This window comes from Aequorivita marisscotiae, assembly GCF_029814825.1.
GTDB lineage: Bacteria > Bacteroidota > Bacteroidia > Flavobacteriales > Flavobacteriaceae > Aequorivita > Aequorivita marisscotiae.
In genome coordinates this window covers 1,760,570-1,778,325 of record NZ_CP122379.1, presented here as the reverse complement: position 1 = coordinate 1,778,325, position 17,756 = coordinate 1,760,570, and the positions used below count along the sequence as shown (strand labels likewise).

The 17,756-nt window shown below is 37.3% G+C and carries 18 protein-coding genes and 1 tRNA gene; 5 read left to right on the top strand and 14 right to left on the bottom strand.

Annotation, left to right across the window (positions count from 1 at the left end):
- Positions 1-12 precede the first annotated feature (12 nt).
- The 4 genes from prfA to QCQ61_RS08130 form a co-directional block, all read right to left on the bottom strand.
- Entirely contained in the window at positions 13-1,089 is a 1,077-nt protein-coding gene (prfA, locus tag QCQ61_RS08145) for a peptide chain release factor 1 (RefSeq protein WP_279447137.1), read from the bottom strand.
- A 213-nt stretch (positions 1,090-1,302) separates the two neighbouring features.
- Entirely contained in the window at positions 1,303-2,481 is a 1,179-nt protein-coding gene (locus QCQ61_RS08140; RefSeq protein ID WP_279447136.1) for an AIR synthase related protein, read from the bottom strand.
- A gap of 249 nt (positions 2,482-2,730) precedes the next feature.
- A complete protein-coding gene (locus QCQ61_RS08135; protein ID WP_279447134.1) occupies positions 2,731-4,917 on the bottom strand; it encodes a glutamine synthetase III family protein in 2,187 nt (728 codons plus the stop codon).
- Between the two features lie 138 nt (positions 4,918-5,055).
- On the bottom strand, positions 5,056-6,009 hold the full coding sequence (locus QCQ61_RS08130) for a calcium/sodium antiporter (protein WP_279447133.1): 954 nt from the start codon (positions 6,007-6,009) through the stop codon (positions 5,056-5,058).
- Between the two features lie 163 nt (positions 6,010-6,172).
- On the opposite strand from QCQ61_RS08130, the gene QCQ61_RS08125 reads away from it, so the two are divergent.
- Positions 6,173-6,325, top strand: a complete 153-nt coding sequence (locus QCQ61_RS08125) for an SsrA-binding protein (protein WP_279447132.1) — start codon at positions 6,173-6,175, stop codon at positions 6,323-6,325.
- Here the strand turns inward: QCQ61_RS08125 and QCQ61_RS08120 are convergent.
- A complete protein-coding gene (locus tag QCQ61_RS08120; RefSeq protein WP_279447131.1) occupies positions 6,322-6,834 on the bottom strand; it encodes an adenine phosphoribosyltransferase in 513 nt (170 codons plus the stop codon). The two genes, QCQ61_RS08125 and QCQ61_RS08120, sit on opposite strands and share 4 nt — an antisense overlap.
- A 73-nt stretch (positions 6,835-6,907) precedes the next feature.
- Between QCQ61_RS08120 and QCQ61_RS08115 the strand changes: the two genes are divergently transcribed.
- Both QCQ61_RS08115 and QCQ61_RS08110 read left to right on the top strand, forming a co-directional pair.
- Positions 6,908-6,981: transfer RNA gene (locus QCQ61_RS08115), tRNA-Arg, on the top strand.
- A 98-nt stretch (positions 6,982-7,079) separates the two neighbouring features.
- The gene (locus tag QCQ61_RS08110) at positions 7,080-7,238 is read left to right on the top strand and encodes a hypothetical protein (protein WP_279447130.1); all 159 of its coding nucleotides are present in this window, start codon (positions 7,080-7,082) and stop codon (positions 7,236-7,238) included.
- Here QCQ61_RS08110 and QCQ61_RS08105 read toward each other — a convergent pair.
- From QCQ61_RS08105 to QCQ61_RS08075, 7 genes are all read right to left on the bottom strand, one after another.
- Positions 7,235-7,510: an ATP-dependent Clp protease adaptor ClpS gene (locus QCQ61_RS08105; protein ID WP_279447129.1), complete on the bottom strand. Its 276-nt coding sequence runs from the start codon at positions 7,508-7,510 to the stop codon at positions 7,235-7,237. The genes QCQ61_RS08110 and QCQ61_RS08105 overlap by 4 nt on opposite strands.
- Before the next feature lie 53 nt (positions 7,511-7,563).
- On the bottom strand, positions 7,564-8,397 hold the full coding sequence (gene prmA, locus QCQ61_RS08100) for a 50S ribosomal protein L11 methyltransferase (protein ID WP_279447128.1): 834 nt from the start codon (positions 8,395-8,397) through the stop codon (positions 7,564-7,566).
- Positions 8,398-8,476: 79 nt separating this feature from the next.
- Complete coding sequence (gene tpiA, locus QCQ61_RS08095; protein WP_279447127.1) at positions 8,477-9,226, bottom strand: triose-phosphate isomerase; 750 nt, start codon at positions 9,224-9,226, stop codon at positions 8,477-8,479.
- A 34-nt stretch (positions 9,227-9,260) separates the two neighbouring features.
- Positions 9,261-9,740 (bottom strand): TlpA family protein disulfide reductase, encoded by a 480-nt coding sequence (locus QCQ61_RS08090; protein WP_279447126.1) that lies wholly within the window; start codon positions 9,738-9,740, stop codon positions 9,261-9,263.
- A gap of 49 nt (positions 9,741-9,789) precedes the next feature.
- The gene (locus QCQ61_RS08085; protein WP_279447125.1) at positions 9,790-10,866 is read right to left on the bottom strand and encodes an ABC transporter permease; all 1,077 of its coding nucleotides are present in this window, start codon (positions 10,864-10,866) and stop codon (positions 9,790-9,792) included.
- Positions 10,867-12,582, bottom strand: a complete 1,716-nt coding sequence (locus tag QCQ61_RS08080; RefSeq protein WP_279447124.1) for a BT_3928 family protein — start codon at positions 12,580-12,582, stop codon at positions 10,867-10,869.
- A gap of 28 nt (positions 12,583-12,610) precedes the next feature.
- Positions 12,611-13,183 carry a DUF1599 domain-containing protein gene (locus QCQ61_RS08075; RefSeq protein ID WP_279450245.1) on the bottom strand — a complete coding sequence of 191 codons (573 nt, stop codon included), beginning with the start codon at positions 13,181-13,183 and terminating at the stop codon, positions 12,611-12,613.
- A gap of 134 nt (positions 13,184-13,317) precedes the next feature.
- Here QCQ61_RS08075 and folP point away from each other — a divergent pair, with 134 nt between their 5' ends.
- Both folP and QCQ61_RS08065 read left to right on the top strand, forming a co-directional pair.
- Positions 13,318-14,145, top strand: coding sequence for a dihydropteroate synthase (gene folP / locus QCQ61_RS08070; RefSeq protein ID WP_279447123.1), 828 nt, complete (start codon positions 13,318-13,320; stop codon positions 14,143-14,145).
- Positions 14,146-14,195: 50 nt separating this feature from the next.
- Positions 14,196-14,969 (top strand): diadenylate cyclase, encoded by a 774-nt coding sequence (locus tag QCQ61_RS08065; RefSeq protein ID WP_279447122.1) that lies wholly within the window; start codon positions 14,196-14,198, stop codon positions 14,967-14,969.
- A gap of 156 nt (positions 14,970-15,125) precedes the next feature.
- On the opposite strand, the gene QCQ61_RS08060 is transcribed toward QCQ61_RS08065, so the two are convergent.
- Both QCQ61_RS08060 and truA read right to left on the bottom strand, forming a co-directional pair.
- Positions 15,126-16,895, bottom strand: coding sequence for an ABC transporter ATP-binding protein (locus QCQ61_RS08060; RefSeq protein WP_279447121.1), 1,770 nt, complete (start codon positions 16,893-16,895; stop codon positions 15,126-15,128).
- Between the two features lie 63 nt (positions 16,896-16,958).
- On the bottom strand, positions 16,959-17,708 hold the full coding sequence (gene truA, locus QCQ61_RS08055; protein ID WP_279447120.1) for a tRNA pseudouridine(38-40) synthase TruA: 750 nt from the start codon (positions 17,706-17,708) through the stop codon (positions 16,959-16,961).
- Positions 17,709-17,756: the final 48 nt, after the last annotated feature.

Genomic DNA, 17,756 nt, shown 5'->3' with positions numbered 1-17,756 from the left:
AATATCAAAACCTTAAAAAGTTTCGCCAGTTTCTTTTAATTTTTCAGTATTACTTACCAGTTGAAGCTCATCAATTATTTCTTGAATATCACCATTCATAATATTTCCGAGGTTGTACAACGTAAGGTTTATTCGATGATCGGTAACACGACCTTGTGAATAATTGTAGGTCCTAATTTTTGCACTACGGTCTCCACTGGTAACCATTGAACCGCGTTTTAATGCATCTTCAGCTTGCTTTTTGGCCAGTTCCATATCGTATAATCTGGAGCGAAGTACCCTAAACGCTTTCTCCTTATTTTTATGTTGCGATTTTTGATCTTGGCACTGTGCCACAATTCCAGTTGGAACGTGGGTTAATCGTACGGCAGAATAGGTTGTGTTTACTGATTGTCCGCCCGGTCCCGAGGAACAAAAGAAATCTACACGCACATCTTTTGGGTTTATTTCAATATCAAATTCTTCTGCTTCGGGAAAAACCATTACAGTGGCTGCACTCGTATGAACCCTACCCTGGGTTTCGGTCTGCGGAACCCGCTGTACACGGTGAACGCCAGCTTCAAATTTTAGGGTACCATAAACATCTTCGCCTTCTATTTCAATCTGAACTTCCTTAAAGCCACCACTAGTTCCTTCGTTAAAGTCTATAATATTGGTTTTATAACCTTTGCTTTCACAATATTTGGTATACATTCTTAACAGGTCTCCTGCAAAGATACTGGCTTCGTCGCCGCCGGTTCCGGCTCTAATTTCCATTACCGCATTTTTGCTGTCTTCCGGATCTTTTGGTACTAAAAGAAATTTTATTTCTTCGTCCAGTTTAGGCAAACGGGTATTAGCTTCATCTAATTGCAGTTTGGCCATTTCTACCATTTCGGCATCGGTACCATCTGCAATTATTTCTTCGGCTTCAGAAATATTAGCTGTAAGTTCTAAGTATTCCGATCGTTTATCCATCAAAACTCGTAGATCTTTGTATTCTTTGTTCAACTGAATATAGCGTTTTTGGTCGCTAATAATATCTGGTTGAATAATGAGGTCGCTCACCTCGTCAAAACGTTGTTTTATTATTTGAAGCCTGTCTGTCATAGAGATTTTATAATGGGTGCAAATTTACAATTTTTAACCGAAACGGTGTAATTGCACCACTTTCAATTTTGAAGGTAATTTTATTTATGAAATTTGAAAATAGTCACTGGGCGTTACTAAATTTGAAACAGGAGCTAACCTAAATAAACTGGGGAATCCAAATTTTCACTTTAACCGAAAACGGCTTCAACTTTAGCTATATTCTTTTTAGATTTAATATTGAAACTCTCCTACCGAAGATTTAATTGTCAATTTTTTTGAAGTTGCGCCTTCTACGCGACCTATAATTTGTGCTTCAACATTAAACGATTTTGAAATTTTTATAATAGCATCTGCGATTTTCTCTGGCACATAAAGTTCCATTCTATGTCCCATATTAAAAACCTGATACATCTCCTTCCAATCCGTTTTACTTTCTTCTTGAATAAGTTTAAACAATGGCGGAACATCAAATAAATTGTCTTTAATAATGTGGAGATCATCAACAAAATGAAGAATTTTTGTCTGTGCGCCACCGCTACAGTGCACCATTCCGTGAATTTCGGTAGTACTAAAGTTTGCAAGAATTTCTTTAATAATGGGAGCATACGTTCTGGTAGGCGAAAGCACCAATTTTCCGGCATTCAATGGGCTCTCGGCAACAACATCGTCTAATTTTTTTGAACCGGAATAAACTAATTCTGAAGGCACAGAGGCATCAAATGTCTCGGGATATTTAGTTGCTAAGTATTTTTCAAACACATCGTGCCTAGCCGAAGTTAATCCGTTACTGCCCATTCCGCCGTTGTATTCCTTTTCATAAGTAGCTTGCCCAAAAGAAGCCAAACCTACAATAACATCGCCCGGTTTTATGTTTGCGTTATCCACAACATTACTTCGCTTCATACGCGCAGTAACTGTAGAATCTACAATAATTGTACGCACAAGATCACCCACATCTGCTGTTTCGCCCCCTGTGGAATGAATAGTAACTCCAAAATTTTTCATTTCTGAAATTAGCTCCTCCGTACCGTTAATAATCGCCGAAATAACTTCGCCCGGAATTAAGTTTTTATTTCTTCCAATAGTCGAAGAAAGCATAATATTATCTACCGCACCAACGCATAGCAGGTCATCAATATTCATAATGAGTGCGTCTTGTGCAATTCCCTTCCAAACCGAAAGATCGCCCGTTTCTTTCCAATATGCGTATGCTAAAGAAGACTTTGTTCCTGCCCCATCGGCATGCATAATAAGGCAGTGGTTTTCGTCACCGGTTAAATAATCGGGGACAATCTTGCAAAATGCTTTCGGAAACAATCCCTTATCTACATTTTTAATCGCATTGTGCACATCTTCTTTTCCGGCAGACACTCCTCTTTGCGCGTAACGTTTTGAAATTTCTTTACTCATTGCTTTTGGTTAAGGACACAAAAGTACGGATTAATAAAAAGCCCACAAAGGTAGTGGCTTCGCCTTTTTTCAATTAGCAGCATAATACCCTTAAAAGACGTTTAAAATTGAAGGTGCAGAAGCTAAAAATACCGCAAGTACAGTATTAAATTTGCCAGATTAAAAGCCTTTTTCTAAAAGAATCTAAAAAAAACCGCCTAACACAGGGTAGACGGTTTTATTAGTTAAACTACTGCTTTAAACGCTTTGCTATTTAGTGAATAAAAGCTCGCGATATTTGGTTAGTGGCCACAGCTCGTCATCTACTAATAATTCTAGCTTATCGCAATGATAGCGAATTACTTGAAAATACGATTTTACATCATCGCAATACGCAAATGCTCTTTCAACTACATCTTCAATTTTGTTTGCTTTTCTACGAGCGTCTATCATTTCGGTAATACCCTTGTTTATTTTGGCAATATGTTCGCTAATTTGTTCAATAAGCTGCATTTGTTCGCCGGCAAATTTTTTGAAGTCGGTTCCATAAATATTCTTTAAACCTTGAACGTTTTCAATTAAAATATTCTGATACTGAATTCCTGTTGGAATAATGTGATTTCTGGCAATATCTCCCAAAATTCGCCCTTCAATCTGAATTCGCATGGCGTAATCTTCCATTTCAATTTCATAACGGGCTTCCAGTTCTACTTTACTCATTATACCAAGTCCTTCAAAAAGTGCAATCGATTTTTCAGAAACTTTTGCTTGCAATGCGCGAGGCGTCGTTTTATAATTGCTCAATCCACGTTTTTCGGCTTCCTTCTCCCAAGCTTCTCCGTAGCCATCGCCTTCAAATCTAATTCTTTTTGAATCTTTTATATATTCTTTTAAAACATTGAAGATGGCATCGTCTTTCTTCATCTTCTTCTCTTTAATTAGCACATCTACCTCAGCTTTAAAAGCTATAAGTTGGTTTGCAACAATAGCGTTCAAAACCGTCATAGGATTGGCGCAATTGGCCGTTGAGCCCACAGCTCTAAACTCAAACTTATTTCCGGTGAAAGCAAAAGGCGAAGTTCGATTTCGATCTGTATTATCCAGTAAAATTTCAGGTATTTTACCTACTACATTTAGTTTTAAATCGGTTTTTTCCTGCGGAGATAGCTTGCCGCTGGTTACTTTTTCCAGCTCGTCCAAAACATTGGTTAATTGCGATCCTATAAATGCCGAAATAATTGCCGGCGGTGCTTCATTGGCTCCCAAACGGTGATCGTTACCAGCGCTCGCAATAGACGCTCTAAGTAATTCTTCGTGGTCGTTAACCGCTTTGAGTGTATTGATAAAGAAGGTTAAAAACTGAAGATTTTTCATAGGCGTGCTGCTAGGCCCTAAAAGGTTTACACCCGTATCGGTTGCCAACGACCAGTTGTTGTGCTTTCCGCTTCCATTTACATTGGCAAATGGCTTTTCGTGAAATAACACCTTAAAATTGTGCTTGTCGGCAATTTTATGCATTAAATCCATTAATAATGAATTGTGATCTACTGCCAAATTGGTTTCTTCAAATATAGGAGCTAATTCAAACTGGTTGGGTGCAACTTCGTTATGTCGCGTTTTTACGGGAATGCCCAAAAGCATGCATTCAGTCTCTAAGTGACGCATAAAGTTTAAAACCCGTGCCGGAATAGACCCGAAATAATGATCGTCTAATTGTTGCCCCTTTGCCGAAGAATGCCCCAAAAGGGTTCTTCCAGCCAAGGAGATATCTGGCCGCGATGCAGCCAAGGCACTGTCTACTAAAAAGTATTCTTGCTCCCAGCCTAAAGTGGCACTCACTCTGGTAACATTTTTATCGAAATATTTTGCCACGGCCGTCGCCGCATTATCAATAGATTGCAAGGCACGGAGCAAAGGAGTTTTATAATCTAAAGCTTCGCCCGTATAAGAAACAAAAACAGTAGGAATACATAGTGTAGTTCCGTAAATAAATGCCGGAGAAGTAGGATCCCAAGCAGTATAACCACGGGCTTCAAAAGTATTTCGTATCCCACCATTGGGAAAACTCGATGCATCTGGCTCTTGCTGAACCAATTGCCCGCCACCAAACTTTTCAATAGCCTGACCATGTTCCATGGTTTCAAAAAAAGCATCGTGCTTTTCGGCAGTGGCCCCAGTTAAAGGTTGAAACCAGTGCGTATAATGTGTAGCGCCTTTTGCAATTGCCCACTCTTTCATTCCCGTAGAAATATGGTCGGCAATATGGCGTTCTATTTTAGAGCCACTTTCAATGGCATCCATAACGCTTTTAAACGAATCTTTTGTAAGATACTGCCGCATGGCAGATTCTCTAAATACGTTTTTTCCGAAAATATCAGATCGTCGTTCTGTTTCCGAAACGGGTACTGGAACCCTATTAAAGGTTTCCTTAATAGCGAAAAATCTTAAAGTGGACATGGTGGTGCTTTTAGTTTTATGAGGCAAAAATAGAAAAAACACAAATACACCCCCTTAATTTTTAAGGTTTATTTACTCAAAAACTCAAAAAAGTTTTGAACACCCCCTATAAATTTTAAAATTTGCGAGAATAATCAATTATTTTAAAATTGTCATTCCTATAAAAATAGCATAGGCTGCTACTAGAAAAACACCTCTTTTCCTCCCAAGTTCGAATGCTTTTGGAAGAAAAGCCAAAGGAACTAAAATACCAGCAAAACCTATCATCCAAAAAATATCGCTTGTAAGCACTTCTTCACTCTTGACCACAATGGGCTGTATAATTGCTGTAATACCCAATACAGAACAGATGTTAAAAATATTTGAACCAATTAAATTGCCAAGCGAAATGGCTTTTTCTCGTTTTAACGCTGCAATGACCGAAGCAGCTAGTTCCGGAATACTAGTTCCGACAGCAATCATAGTTACCGCTATTACCCGTTCGCTAACGCCAAATTGCTCAGCCAAAGAGACGGCACCATTTACCAAAAATTCACTTCCGGCATATAACGACACCGCACCGATTAACAACCAAACAATAATTTTAAAATTAGAGGTTTTAGACAGTCCCTCATCAATACTATCATCTACCGGATTAGTTTTTCGTTGCCCTTTTGCCCGCTTAATTAAAATCCAGAGATAAACAAAAAGCATCAGCAACATTGCCACTCCTTCAGAGTGACTAATAACACTTCCGCTTTTCATAATAAAATAAAGTGCAACGGAAGCAAACATCATTGCCGGCCAGTTCAATTTATAGAAATCCTTATCAATTGCCAATGGCGAAATTACCGCGGTAATACCCAAAACCAAACCGATATTAGCAATATTTGAGCCTAACACATTACCTATTGAAATATCTGAAAATCCATTGAGCGCAGCTTGTAAACTCACCAAAAGTTCGGGCGCTGAAGTAGCAAAAGAAACTACCGTAAGCCCGATAACCATTTTTGAAAGATGGAGTTTAAATGAAAGTGCCACCGACGACCGCACTAAAAATTCGCCACCAACAACCAGTAAAAGCAAGCCCAGAAAAAGAAATAAATAATCCATCAAAATTTATTTGTGGGCGAAGATAATAAATGCCAAAAAGAATCTCGATAAAATATATTACTATCGTTACAATACAGCGGGAACTGGCTCTGTTTAAGGATTTAACATTACATTTAAAAGGAATTGTTTCAAATTGATTAATTTCATACCAAACTAATCACAGATGAAAAAGCAATTTTTTAAATTTCTAGCAAAGGTGAACAAAAAAGTACTTCCTAGTTTTACCAAGCAAGGACTAGATCTTGCAAAAGCGTCCAAATTCCAAATGGCCATCTTTGGCTATAAATTATGGGTTACTAAAAATGCGCTAGACTAATATTTCAATAACGATTTTACGGGGCGATTTTTTAATTTTTGAATTCCGTTTAGGAATTCCAATTCAAGTAAAAAGTTGCATTGCACAATTTCTCCCCCTAAACTTTCAATTAATTTGCACGCTGCCTTCATCGTGCCTCCGGTAGCCAAAACATCATCGTGTAGCAGTACTCGTTCGCCTTTTAAAATTGCGTCTTCGTGAATTTCGAGGGCATCTATTCCATACTCCAATTGATATGGTTCCTTTAAAGTTTTATACGGAAGTTTTCCAGGTTTTCTAATGGGTACAAAACCCGCATTTAGATTTTGGGCTAAAAGTGTTCCGAAGAAAAACCCACGTGATTCTATTGCGGCTACTTTATCAATTTTTTCATCACCCACCAAAGCCATTAATTGGGTTAACCCATCGGCCATGGCAGCGCTATCTGCGAGCAAGGGAGTAATGTCTTTAAAATGGACTCCATCTTTGGGAAAATGCTCAATATTTCTTATAAATTTAGATAAATCCATTTTTTTCAAGTTTTAATTTGTCTTGCAATTTAAAAAGAAATATATTTGCACCCGCTTAAAGCAATATTAATTTGGCCTTGTGGCGCAACTGAATAGCGCACCTGATTACGGCTCAGGAGGTTCCAGGTTTGAATCCTGGCAAGGTCACGACCAAAAAACCACGTTTTTTAAACGTGGTTTTTTTATGGAAATATTTAGAATCTTTTATTTCCTTTTTTCTATTTTAGACTGTTTAAAACCAACCTATGACTAAGATAGTAAAAGACTCTGACAATAAAACCGAAAAAGACTATATTTTTCAAGACAATAAAAAAACCCGCTTTGGAGCAGGTTTTATAGTTATTGTATTAATACTCTTAATAATAGCGGTGGTACTTTCCGCCATATATTTTGAGTGGTATTAGATAATTTCAGCGCTCAATCCAGCTTCCAAAAGCATACTGCAGCGCGGTTTTAAATCGCTAAACTCACCGGTCTTAACCGTACACTTTCCTTTATAATGCACAATTATAGAACATTGTTCGGCTTGTTCCGGCGTGTGTTCGCACGCAAAAATTAAACTGTTTATTACGTGGTCAAAGGTGTTTACATCGTCATTGTAAAGTACAATTTCATTTAGATTGCCTTCCATTTCTTCAACCGATACATCTTCCTGTATTTTTTCTCTGGTACTCAAAGCGTGCTAATTATAAATTCGTTAAAAACGGATTTTCGACCAATCCGCAACTACTAAATTACAAATTTTGCGGCAACCCAATTATTTTTTTCCTTATTCTCAACGAAAGTAAAACCCAGATTATTGCAAGTTTCCGTTATAATTGGCAAATCTTTAGTATAAAATCCGCTTAGATATAGGGTTCCGCCTTCGTCTAAGCAATTTCTATAACGTTCCATATCGTTCAATAGAATATTTCGGTTTATGTTGGCGATAATAACGTCGTATTTTTTTTCCGAAAGCAAGGTTGCATCGCCTAAATAAACTGAAATTTTACTACAGTTGTTTCTTTCAATGTTTTCAATTGAATTTTCATAACACCATTCATCAATATCAATTGCATCTAGTTTCGCAGCGCCGCGCATTTCGGCCAAAATTGCCAATACAGCCGTTCCGCAGCCCATGTCTAACACAGTTTTATCTTCAAAATTGTTTTCCAAAACAAATTGAAGCATCATAAAAGTAGTTTCGTGATGCCCCGTCCCGAAAGACATTTTAGGCTCAATTACAATGTCGAAATCAAAATTTTTCTTAGGATGAAATGGTGCACGAACTATACATTTACCGTCTACTTCAATAGGATCAAAATTTTTCTCCCACTCAGAATTCCAGTTTACTGGGGCTATTTCTGACGAAGTAAATTCAATCTTGAATTCTTTCGACTTGACGATGTGGATTTTGTCTAAAGCGCCAAAGTTCATCTTATCAAATTGGATATAAGCTTTAACGCCTTCTTCAGTTTCTACAAAACTTTCAAAACCTGCGGAACCTAATTCGGCAATTAGAATTTCGGTGCCGGGTTGAAGCGGCTCCACTTTAAAAATATATTCAATATATGTATGAGACATTGTATTTTAAATTCGTATAAAAAATTAAAAGCTCAAAAACAGTAGGTGCAATTTACAAAAATCTGCAATTAATATTTAGTTAAAAAGCATTTACAATTTCCATAAAACTTGCAACCTTTAGCGAAGCACCGCCAATAAGACCTCCATCCACGTCGGGTTGTTTAAAAATTTCAGTTGCATTGTCGGGTTTAACGCTTCCTCCATATAAAATTGAAACCCCATCGGCAATTTCTTCTGAATAGTTTTCGGCAATGGTTTTTCTTATAAAGTGGTGCATCTCCTGCGTCTGCTCCGGGCTGGCAGTTTCGCCGGTACCAATTGCCCAAACAGGTTCATAAGCAATTATTATAGATTCCCACGCCTTATTTGACGTATGAAAAAGTCCTTCGGAAAGTTGTGTTTTAATAATTTCAAAATGTGTGTCGTTCTTTCGGTCTTCCAATTCTTCACCAATACAGAAAATTATTGTCATTTCATTTTCTAGTGCCGTATTTACCTTTTCGGCAAGGGTTGCATTGTCTTCCATAAAATAAGCACGTCGCTCACTATGCCCTAAAATAACGATATTTGCTCCTATGCTTTTTAGCATCTTGGCAGAAATTTCGCCCGTAAAGGCTCCTTCATTACTTTGGTGCATATTTTGTGAAGCTATGGTTACAGGGTGCTCGCGCAATGAGTTAAACGCGTGGTTTAAACTTGTAAAAGGCGGCGCTATCATTATTGTTACATTTTCTGGAAATACTTGTTTTTTTAACTCAACTAAAAACATTTCCGTTTCTGCTAAATCATTATTCATTTTCCAGTTTCCAGCTACTATTTTTTTTCTCATAATCCGGCCCGAATAAACGGGTATGTTTTTAAAATTAGTTTTTCAATTTAATTAATAAATTTTCATCATTGGCTTTAATGGCTTTGTAAAGGCTTATTTCGCCTTCGGTATTTATCACCATATATCTGGGAATCCAGTCTAAATCTATAGACGAACAAAAAGCGCCTTTCCAACCTGCGGGTATAAAATAATTTTCGCCCACCACGCCGTATTTTTCAATTCCATTTTTCCAACTATCAATTTCCTTATCCAATGACAGAAACAAAAATACAACCTCTGGATGATCCTTTTGAAGTTGCTGTACCATTGGCATTCCCTCAATACAATCTTTGCACCAACTGGCCCAAACATCTATTAATACGGTTTTTCCTTTGTATTGTTGAAGTATTTCTGAAAAGCGAATTTCAGTTTCATCTTCCGATAGAAACACCTCATTTAAAGCTGCTTCCGAAAAATATTTTTGTTGTGCCTGAGCGAAATTAAAAAAAACCAACAGTAAAAATAGCGTTCTCATAAATAGTGTTTTTTAATACATATGCGAAATTTGCATTTTGCAAAAATTATTACTGACGACTTATTTTCGGGTCTAACCAGCCATAAATTATATCTACAAAAATATTAATTACAATAAACAAAGTGGCTATAACAATTACAGCCCCCATAATAACGGGTAAATCCAATGTATTTAGGGCGTTTACAATTTCTTTCCCCAGACCATTCCAACCAAAAATGTATTCTACAAAAACGGCCCCCGCAAGCATACTCGCAAACCATCCGGAAATTGCAGTAACCACTGGGTTCAATGAATTTTTTAGCGCGTGTTTCTTTATAATCTGGTAAAAAGGAAGCCCTTTTGCCTTTGCCGTACGAATATAATCTTGATTTAAAACTTCGAGAAGGGAATTACGCATTAACTGGCTTACAACGGCCAATGGACGAATTCCCAAAACAACTGCGGGAAGGATTAGGTTTTTCCATTGAATGTATTTTCCGTTGCCAAAATCGTCTACGGCATACAGACTTCCGGTCATATTTAAATGGGTGTATTGGTGAAGTAAAAAACCAAAAACCCAAGCAAAGATAATTGCACTAAAAAATGAAGGTACGCTCATTCCTAAAGTACTCAATAATTGAATTGCCTTATCGATAAATCCATCTTTAAATAGCACCGAGATTATTCCGAGCAAAACACCTACGATCATTGCAATAACAATTGCAGATACGGCAAGAATAAAAGTGTTAGGTAGTGTTTCGGCTATTACGGCACTTACTTCTTTTCCATTCTTTTGAAAGGATTCGCGTAGGTAGGGCGTTTTTATAACAACGTTGGTATTGCCAACCGAAAATAAAAGTGTTGCATTGTATTTACCCTCGGCAAGGAAAGTGTAATCTGATGGGTTTTTACTGTGAAATGACAGAAGCGACAAGTCGTTTAAATATCGAACGTATTGTATTGAAACGGGCTGGTCAAAACCATATTTCTTTTTTACGACGGCAAGCTGTTCGGCAGTTTCATTTTGGCCTAACATCATTCGTGCTGGATCGCCCGGTAAGATTGTAAACAAAAAGAAAATTACGGTTATAACTCCAAACAATGTAAGCAATGCATAACCCAATTTTTGAAGTACGTAACCTACCACTTATTGCTGGTTTATTTGTTCCATTGTACGCGGCTCATAAATAAAATCCTCTCCAAAAAGTATTTTGGCATATACTTCAATAGGTTCTTCAAAACCAGCATTTTTACGTCTTTCGTTTACAGTTTCAGCATCGGCTATTGGCCAAATAAACGAGCCTCGGGCGTCATCATAACTCATGCCTTGGGTACCATATATTTGCGGCTTTCCTTCCATCATTAAATAACGGTCTTCCATCATTGCAGCGGAAGTTTTTGGGATTTCACCTTCGGCAGCTGCTTTCTTTACCAAAGGAAGATAAAGAGGAATTTTATCTGGGTTGTGTTGTAAAACATGCCAAGCTACAAGACTCGATTCTTCACCAACTACAGATTTTCCGGGGTAGCCTTTTTCAATAAAATACTTTTCAACAAAAATCATGTTAACGCTGTCCAGTACACTTTGCATTTTTGCCAAATCACCACTGTATTCAGCTTCTGATAAACCCATTTTTTCGCCCAAGGTTTTGCGCTCTTCCAAGGAGCGAGCCTGCATTAAATTGCGGTATTTTTGATCGAGTACCGAAATGCTGTCCAATCGTTGTTTTAGTGAAAGATCTAACTTAGGTTTTGCATTTTCAACCACAGGTAGCTGTATTTTTTGAGCGTCGTTCCAGTGCAGTTTTTGTTTTATTGTTCCGTTATCCAACTCCAATATTCCCGGATTGCTGCGGACGATGGTTTTTAGCGTAGTTTCATCGCAGAAATAAAACTTAAAATTAAGTTTGTAATCTGCAACTAATGCTTCGGTCATTTCCTGCGAAGAAGCCGAAAGACCAATTACATTATATCCGTTCTTTAAAGCTCTATCGGTTATTTCCTTTATGGGAATATACCCGTCTTTTTCAGTATTTCCAAGGCTGTAGGCAACAATTACAACTAAATTTTCCTCTGCTAAAAATTGTTCGGTATAATCCTCGCCGTCGCGTTCCATCGTAAAATCGTGAATGGGCGGGGTGTACCCTTCTTGGATCATTTCGGTTTCGGTGCTAATAAGCTCTCCGTCAACTTGAGGATATTCGCCATTTGTTGTAATAACTATTTCCTCGCCATTACTGTTAAATTTCCATTGGTATTCATAAATAGGCCCCGGGGCATTCTCGGGCACAGTCATTCCTTCTTTAATATTTGCGCCTATTTTATAGGGACGAAAATCAATTATAGGCAGGTGAAGCAATACATAATAGGTAACTCCCAAACACCCAATAAAGGCTATAAATATTAAAATGCTTCGAGTTTCGCGTGTAAAAAATGGCTGAATATACTTTCTACCTACAAATAGAATTACAATTAAAACAAGTAAAACTACATCTTTGGTGAATGACTCCCACGGAGTAAGTTTAATGGCATCGCCAAAGCAGCCACAATCTGTAACCTTGTTAAAATAAGCCGAATAAAAAGTTAGAAATGTAAAAAATACAATCATCAACATTAAAGCCCAAAGTGTTGCCTTTTTTAGATAGCCTAATAACAAAGCAACGCCAACCAAGACTTCAAAAATCACTAAGAAAATGGCTATCAATAATGCATAGGGAACTAAAAAACCGAGATCTAAAACTTCGGGTGCGAAATAATCCTTCAACTTAAATGAAAACCCAACGGGATCATTCAATTTTATTAAACCGCTTATTATAAAAAGTACCCCAACAATTACTCGTGATATTCCTACTAATATTTTCATTCTATATTGCTTTTAATCTTTTCTGTGTTTACTCACTTTTATTTCCTTTACTCCCACCTTCCTTACTTTCATCTAAATGTATTAATGCAAAAATGGCGTAATTTACCATATCCTGATAATTGGCATCAATTCCTTCAGAAACCAACGTTTTTCCTTTATTGTTTTCAATTTGTTTTACACGAAGTAATTTCTGAAGAATTAAATCTGTTAGCGAACTCACCCGCATATCGCGCCAAGCTTCGCCATAATCGTGGTTTTTATCCATCATTAATTGTTTGGTCCTTGCAACATGCTCGTCATAGAGTTGGGTTGCTTCTTCCAAAGATAAATCCGGTTGCGCTACTACTCCTTTTTCAATTTGAATTAAAGCCATCACCGAATAATTCACAATTCCTATAAATTCGCTGGTTTCATCCTCTGCTATCTTTCGCTCTGCATTTTGTTGCAATCCGCGAATGCGTTGCGCTTTTATAAAAATTTGATCGGTTAACGACGGAAGCCGAAGTATTCGCCACGCGCTTCCGTAATCGTGCATTTTGCTGATAAACAACTGTCTGCATTTTTCTATCTGGTCATTGTATTGATTTGAAGTATCGGCCATCCGTGAATTGTAAGATTTTGCGTAAATTTCGCTTAAATAGTTCAAAGTTCAAAGTTGAATGCTTAAAGTTATTCGCCAATGGGCAGATTAACCAAAAGTTTTTGAATTTTAAAAGCGAAAAAAGTTTAAAAAAGTTGCACACAATTAATTGCCACGGCACGCTCATCGATTTTTCAGTTCCCAAAGTAATGGGAATAATAAACGTTACGCCCGATTCATTTTACGACGGTGGAAAATCGTTTACCGAAGATGAAATTTTAAAGCAAGCCGAACAAATGCAGGCTGAAGACGCTACGTTTTTAGATATCGGAGGGTATAGCACACGGCCGGGAGCAGACGAAATTTCGGAAAGCGACGAAATTAAACGCGTTGTAAAAGCCATAAAAATAATTTTGAAAAACCTTCCCAATGCGCTGCTATCGGTAGATACTTTCCGAAGCGCGGTTGCCATAAAAGCGGTTGAGGCAGGTGCTGCAATTGTAAACGATGTTTCTGGTGGAACTTTAGATGCCAAAATGTACAAAACAGTTGCAAAATTGAAAGTACCCTATATTTTAATGCATATGCGCGGCACCCCAAAAACAATGGCACAACGAACCGATTATAACAACGTAACACTTGAAGTATTAAAACATTTATCCGAAAAAATAGCCCGAGCCCGCGCCGAGGGTATCCACGATATTATTGCCGATCCAGGTTTTGGATTCGCAAAAACACGCCAACAAAGTTTTCAAGTTTTGAATAATCTTGAACTTTTTCAAAACTTGGGAATTCCAGTTTTAGCGGGTATTTCACGAAAATCAATGATTTATAAAACGCTAGAAACCAATGTCGAAAATGCCTTAAACGGAACAACTGTACTAAACACAGTGGCACTTTTAAAGGGCGCATCTATTTTGCGAGTTCATGACGTAAAGGAAGCGGTTGAATGTGTAAAATTGTTTCAAAACCTAAAATCTTGAACGCAATCCATTAAAATTTTTAAAGTACTTTTACAAAAAAACGCACCCACTTGGATTTTCTCGACATTCGAATTATAGATATTGTAGATATTGTGCTGGTAGCATTCCTGCTGTATTACCTCTATAATTTGGTAAAAGGTACGGTGGCCATTAATATTTTGGTGGGTATTATTATTGTTTACGCAATTTATGTTTTTACCGAACTCTTGGAAATGCAACTATTAAGCAAGATTCTGGGAGGCTTTTTGGGTGTTGGAATGTTCGCTTTGGTTGTAGTTTTTCAACCCGAAATTAGAAAGTTTTTGTTGATGTTGGGTTCTACAAATTTTAACGCACGACGCCGTATATTAAAACAATTTAAATTTTCCAGTAGCGATAGCTCACTTAAAATTAACGTGGCCGGAATTATCGCTGCCTGTAAAAAAATGTCTAGTACAAACACCGGTGCATTAATTGTTCTGCAGCGAAACAACAGTCTGGAATTTGTAAAAAATTCCGGAGACGAAATGAATCTGGAAGTCAATCAACCTATTATTGAAAGTATATTTTTTAAAAATAGTCCGTTGCACGACGGCGCTATGATCATTGAAGAAAACAGAATTACAGCCACAAGGGTTATTTTACCAGTTTCTAACGACAGAAAAATTCCGTTGCGCTTTGGGCTTCGGCACCGCGCGGCCGTTGGTATTACTGAAAAAACCGATGCTGTATGCCTAGTGGTTTCGGAAGAAAATGGTCAGATTTCATATTTAAAAGACGGCGATTTTGTTCTTTATGAAAACCTCGAAGAACTTTCAAAAATTCTTAAGAAGGATTTGAGCTAAATTCGCGGCAAAATTTTAATCCTTCGCTTCTTAAGAAATTAGCTGTTTCCGAAGAATACCTGAGCTTGTGTAATTAATAAGAGCCTGCGTCATTTCAATAATTCAACATTTAAAGCAAGGAGCTTTTTTACTATAATTTGTTGTTTCGCGTTGGGGTTAGGAAGCTACTTCTTCTGCAATAAATTGCACATCGTACAGATTTCTATAAAACCCTTTTTCTAATTTCAATAAGGTTTCGTGAGTGCCTTCCTCAACAATTTTTCCGGCGTCCATCACAATAATTTTATCTGCTTTTTTAATAGTAGCCAATCTGTGTGCAATAACTATTGAAGTACGGTCTTTGGTAATTTTATCTGTAGCTGTCTGAATTAATTCTTCGGAATAGGTATCTACTGATGAAGTGGCTTCGTCTAAAATTAAAATACTCGGTTTGCTAACATATGCCCTCAAAAACGAAATAAGTTGTCGCTGGCCTGAGGAAAGCATACTGCCTCGTTCTTTTACATTGTACTGATAGCCGCCGGGAAGCGATTTTATAAATTCGTGAACGCCAATTTCCTTAGCAGCGGTAATTACTTCTTCTTCTGAAATATCTGGATTGCCAAGCGTAATATTGTTTAAAATGGAATCTGCAAAAAGGAAAACATCTTGCAGCACCACCGCAATTTGACTGCGAAGCGAATCTAAACTATACTCTTTTATTGAAATGGAATCAATGGTAATTTCGCCACTGTTTATTTCGTAAAAACGATTTAAAAGATTGATAATGGTGCTTTTGCCAGCACCTGTGGCACCAACAATAGCAATTGTTTCGCCGGGCTTAGCATTAAATGAAATACCTTTAATTACCTCTTCGCCTTCGTTGTAACCAAAATAAACATTTTTAAAGGCTATTTCGCCTTTGGTACTTTTATAATCTACGGTTCCGGTATCGGCAATATGGGCTTTTGTATCGAGTATTGCAAAAACCCGATTTGCAGCTACCATACCCATTTGCAGGGTGTTAAATTTATCTGCAATCTGCCGAAGAGGCCTAAAGAGCATTTCGGTATATTGTATAAAAGCAACAACTATACCCAGGGTAATCGCTCCGCCACTAATTACATTTAATCCGCCGTACCAAACCAATAATCCTGTAGCTACAGCTCCTGTCATTTCTGCAATTGGAAAGAAAATTGAGTTATACCATACTGTTTTTATCCACGCTTTTCGGTGTGCTTTATTTATTTCTTGAAAACGTTCATATTCGGTTTTTTCACGGGTAAAAATTTGCACTATTTTCATTCCCGTAATTCGTTCTTGCACAAATGTATTTAAGTTGGCAACTTGATTTCGCACATCTTCAAAAGCAACTTTCATCGCTTTCTGAAAAACTCGGGTTGCGTATAGAATAAAAGGCAAAACTGTAAATGCAATTAAGGACAATTGCCAACTTTGATAAAGCATAAATCCGGCAATTACAAACATTTTTAAGAGGTCGCTTATAATCATAAACAAGCCTTCGCTAAAAATACTGGATATCGTTTCCACATCGTTTACAGCTCGGGTTGTCAATCTTCCGACGGCGCTTTTGTCAAAATATTTCATTTTAAAGCTCATCATTAAGCGGAAGAGTTTCTGACGCAAATCGCGGATTACACTTTGCCCGAGATAATTGGTGTAAAAAATAAAAGCGAATTGAAAAATAACCTCCAGAAAAAGCACAATTACCATTAAAATAATGTACTTCATAAATCCTTCGCCATCCTTTGGAACCATAGAATTGTCTATGGCCAACTCTAAAAGATAAGGTCGCAACACGGCAAGTCCGGACATAATAATTGCCGCAAAAGCCACAAAATAAAATATAAAGCTATACGGTTTTGTAAAAGCCAATAAACGCTTAAAGAGCTTAAAATCGAATGCGTTGCCCGTTTTTTCTGACACTGTTATTTATTAATTCGTTAAATGAGTATGTTAATTGGTACTATAAAATATATGCCATTGTTTTTAATTTCTTAAAAAAATAGAATCAGGATACACAACCTTTGTTAAAAACAAGCCTTGGGCTGGAGCCGAAGCCCCTGCATTTTCTCTGTTTTTGCTTTGCAATATTTCGCTAAACTCTTCAATTGTAGTTTTTCCGAAACCAACATCTAACAGCGTTCCCACAATGGCACGCACCATATTTCGCAGAAAACGATCTGCCACAATTGTAAAAGTAAGCTTATTATTTTTAGCTTCCCACTGTGCTTTTATAATTGAACAATGATACGTTTTTACGTCGGTATTGGTACGTGAAAAGCATTGAAAATCTCTATGATGCAATAGCAATTCAGCAGCTTGGTTCATTAAAATAACATCTGGAGTTTTATGCAATTGAAACGAAAAATCCTGTAAAAAAGGATCTTTACCCAATATTACGATGTACTTGTACGCTCTTTCAGTTGCGTGAAAACGTGCGTGCGCATCATCTTTAACCTTAAAAAATTTTTTTACTGAAATATCTTTCGGAAGAAACGAATTTAATCTATACACTAAAGCTTCCAAATCTTCAATTACATCAAAATCAAAATGGGCAAAAAGTTGCTTTGCGTGTACGCCGGCATCGGTTCTTCCGGCGCCGGTAAGTTTTAATTGCTTCCGAAGTAAAGTTGAAAGCGCTTCCTCTAAAACCTGTTGTACACTAATTTGTTCGGGCTGGCGCTGCCATCCAAAATAATTTTTACCGTTATAGGCTATTTCTATAAAATATCGCAATTCACCATTTTTTCAGAATCGACAAAATTACAATTTACAGACCAGCAT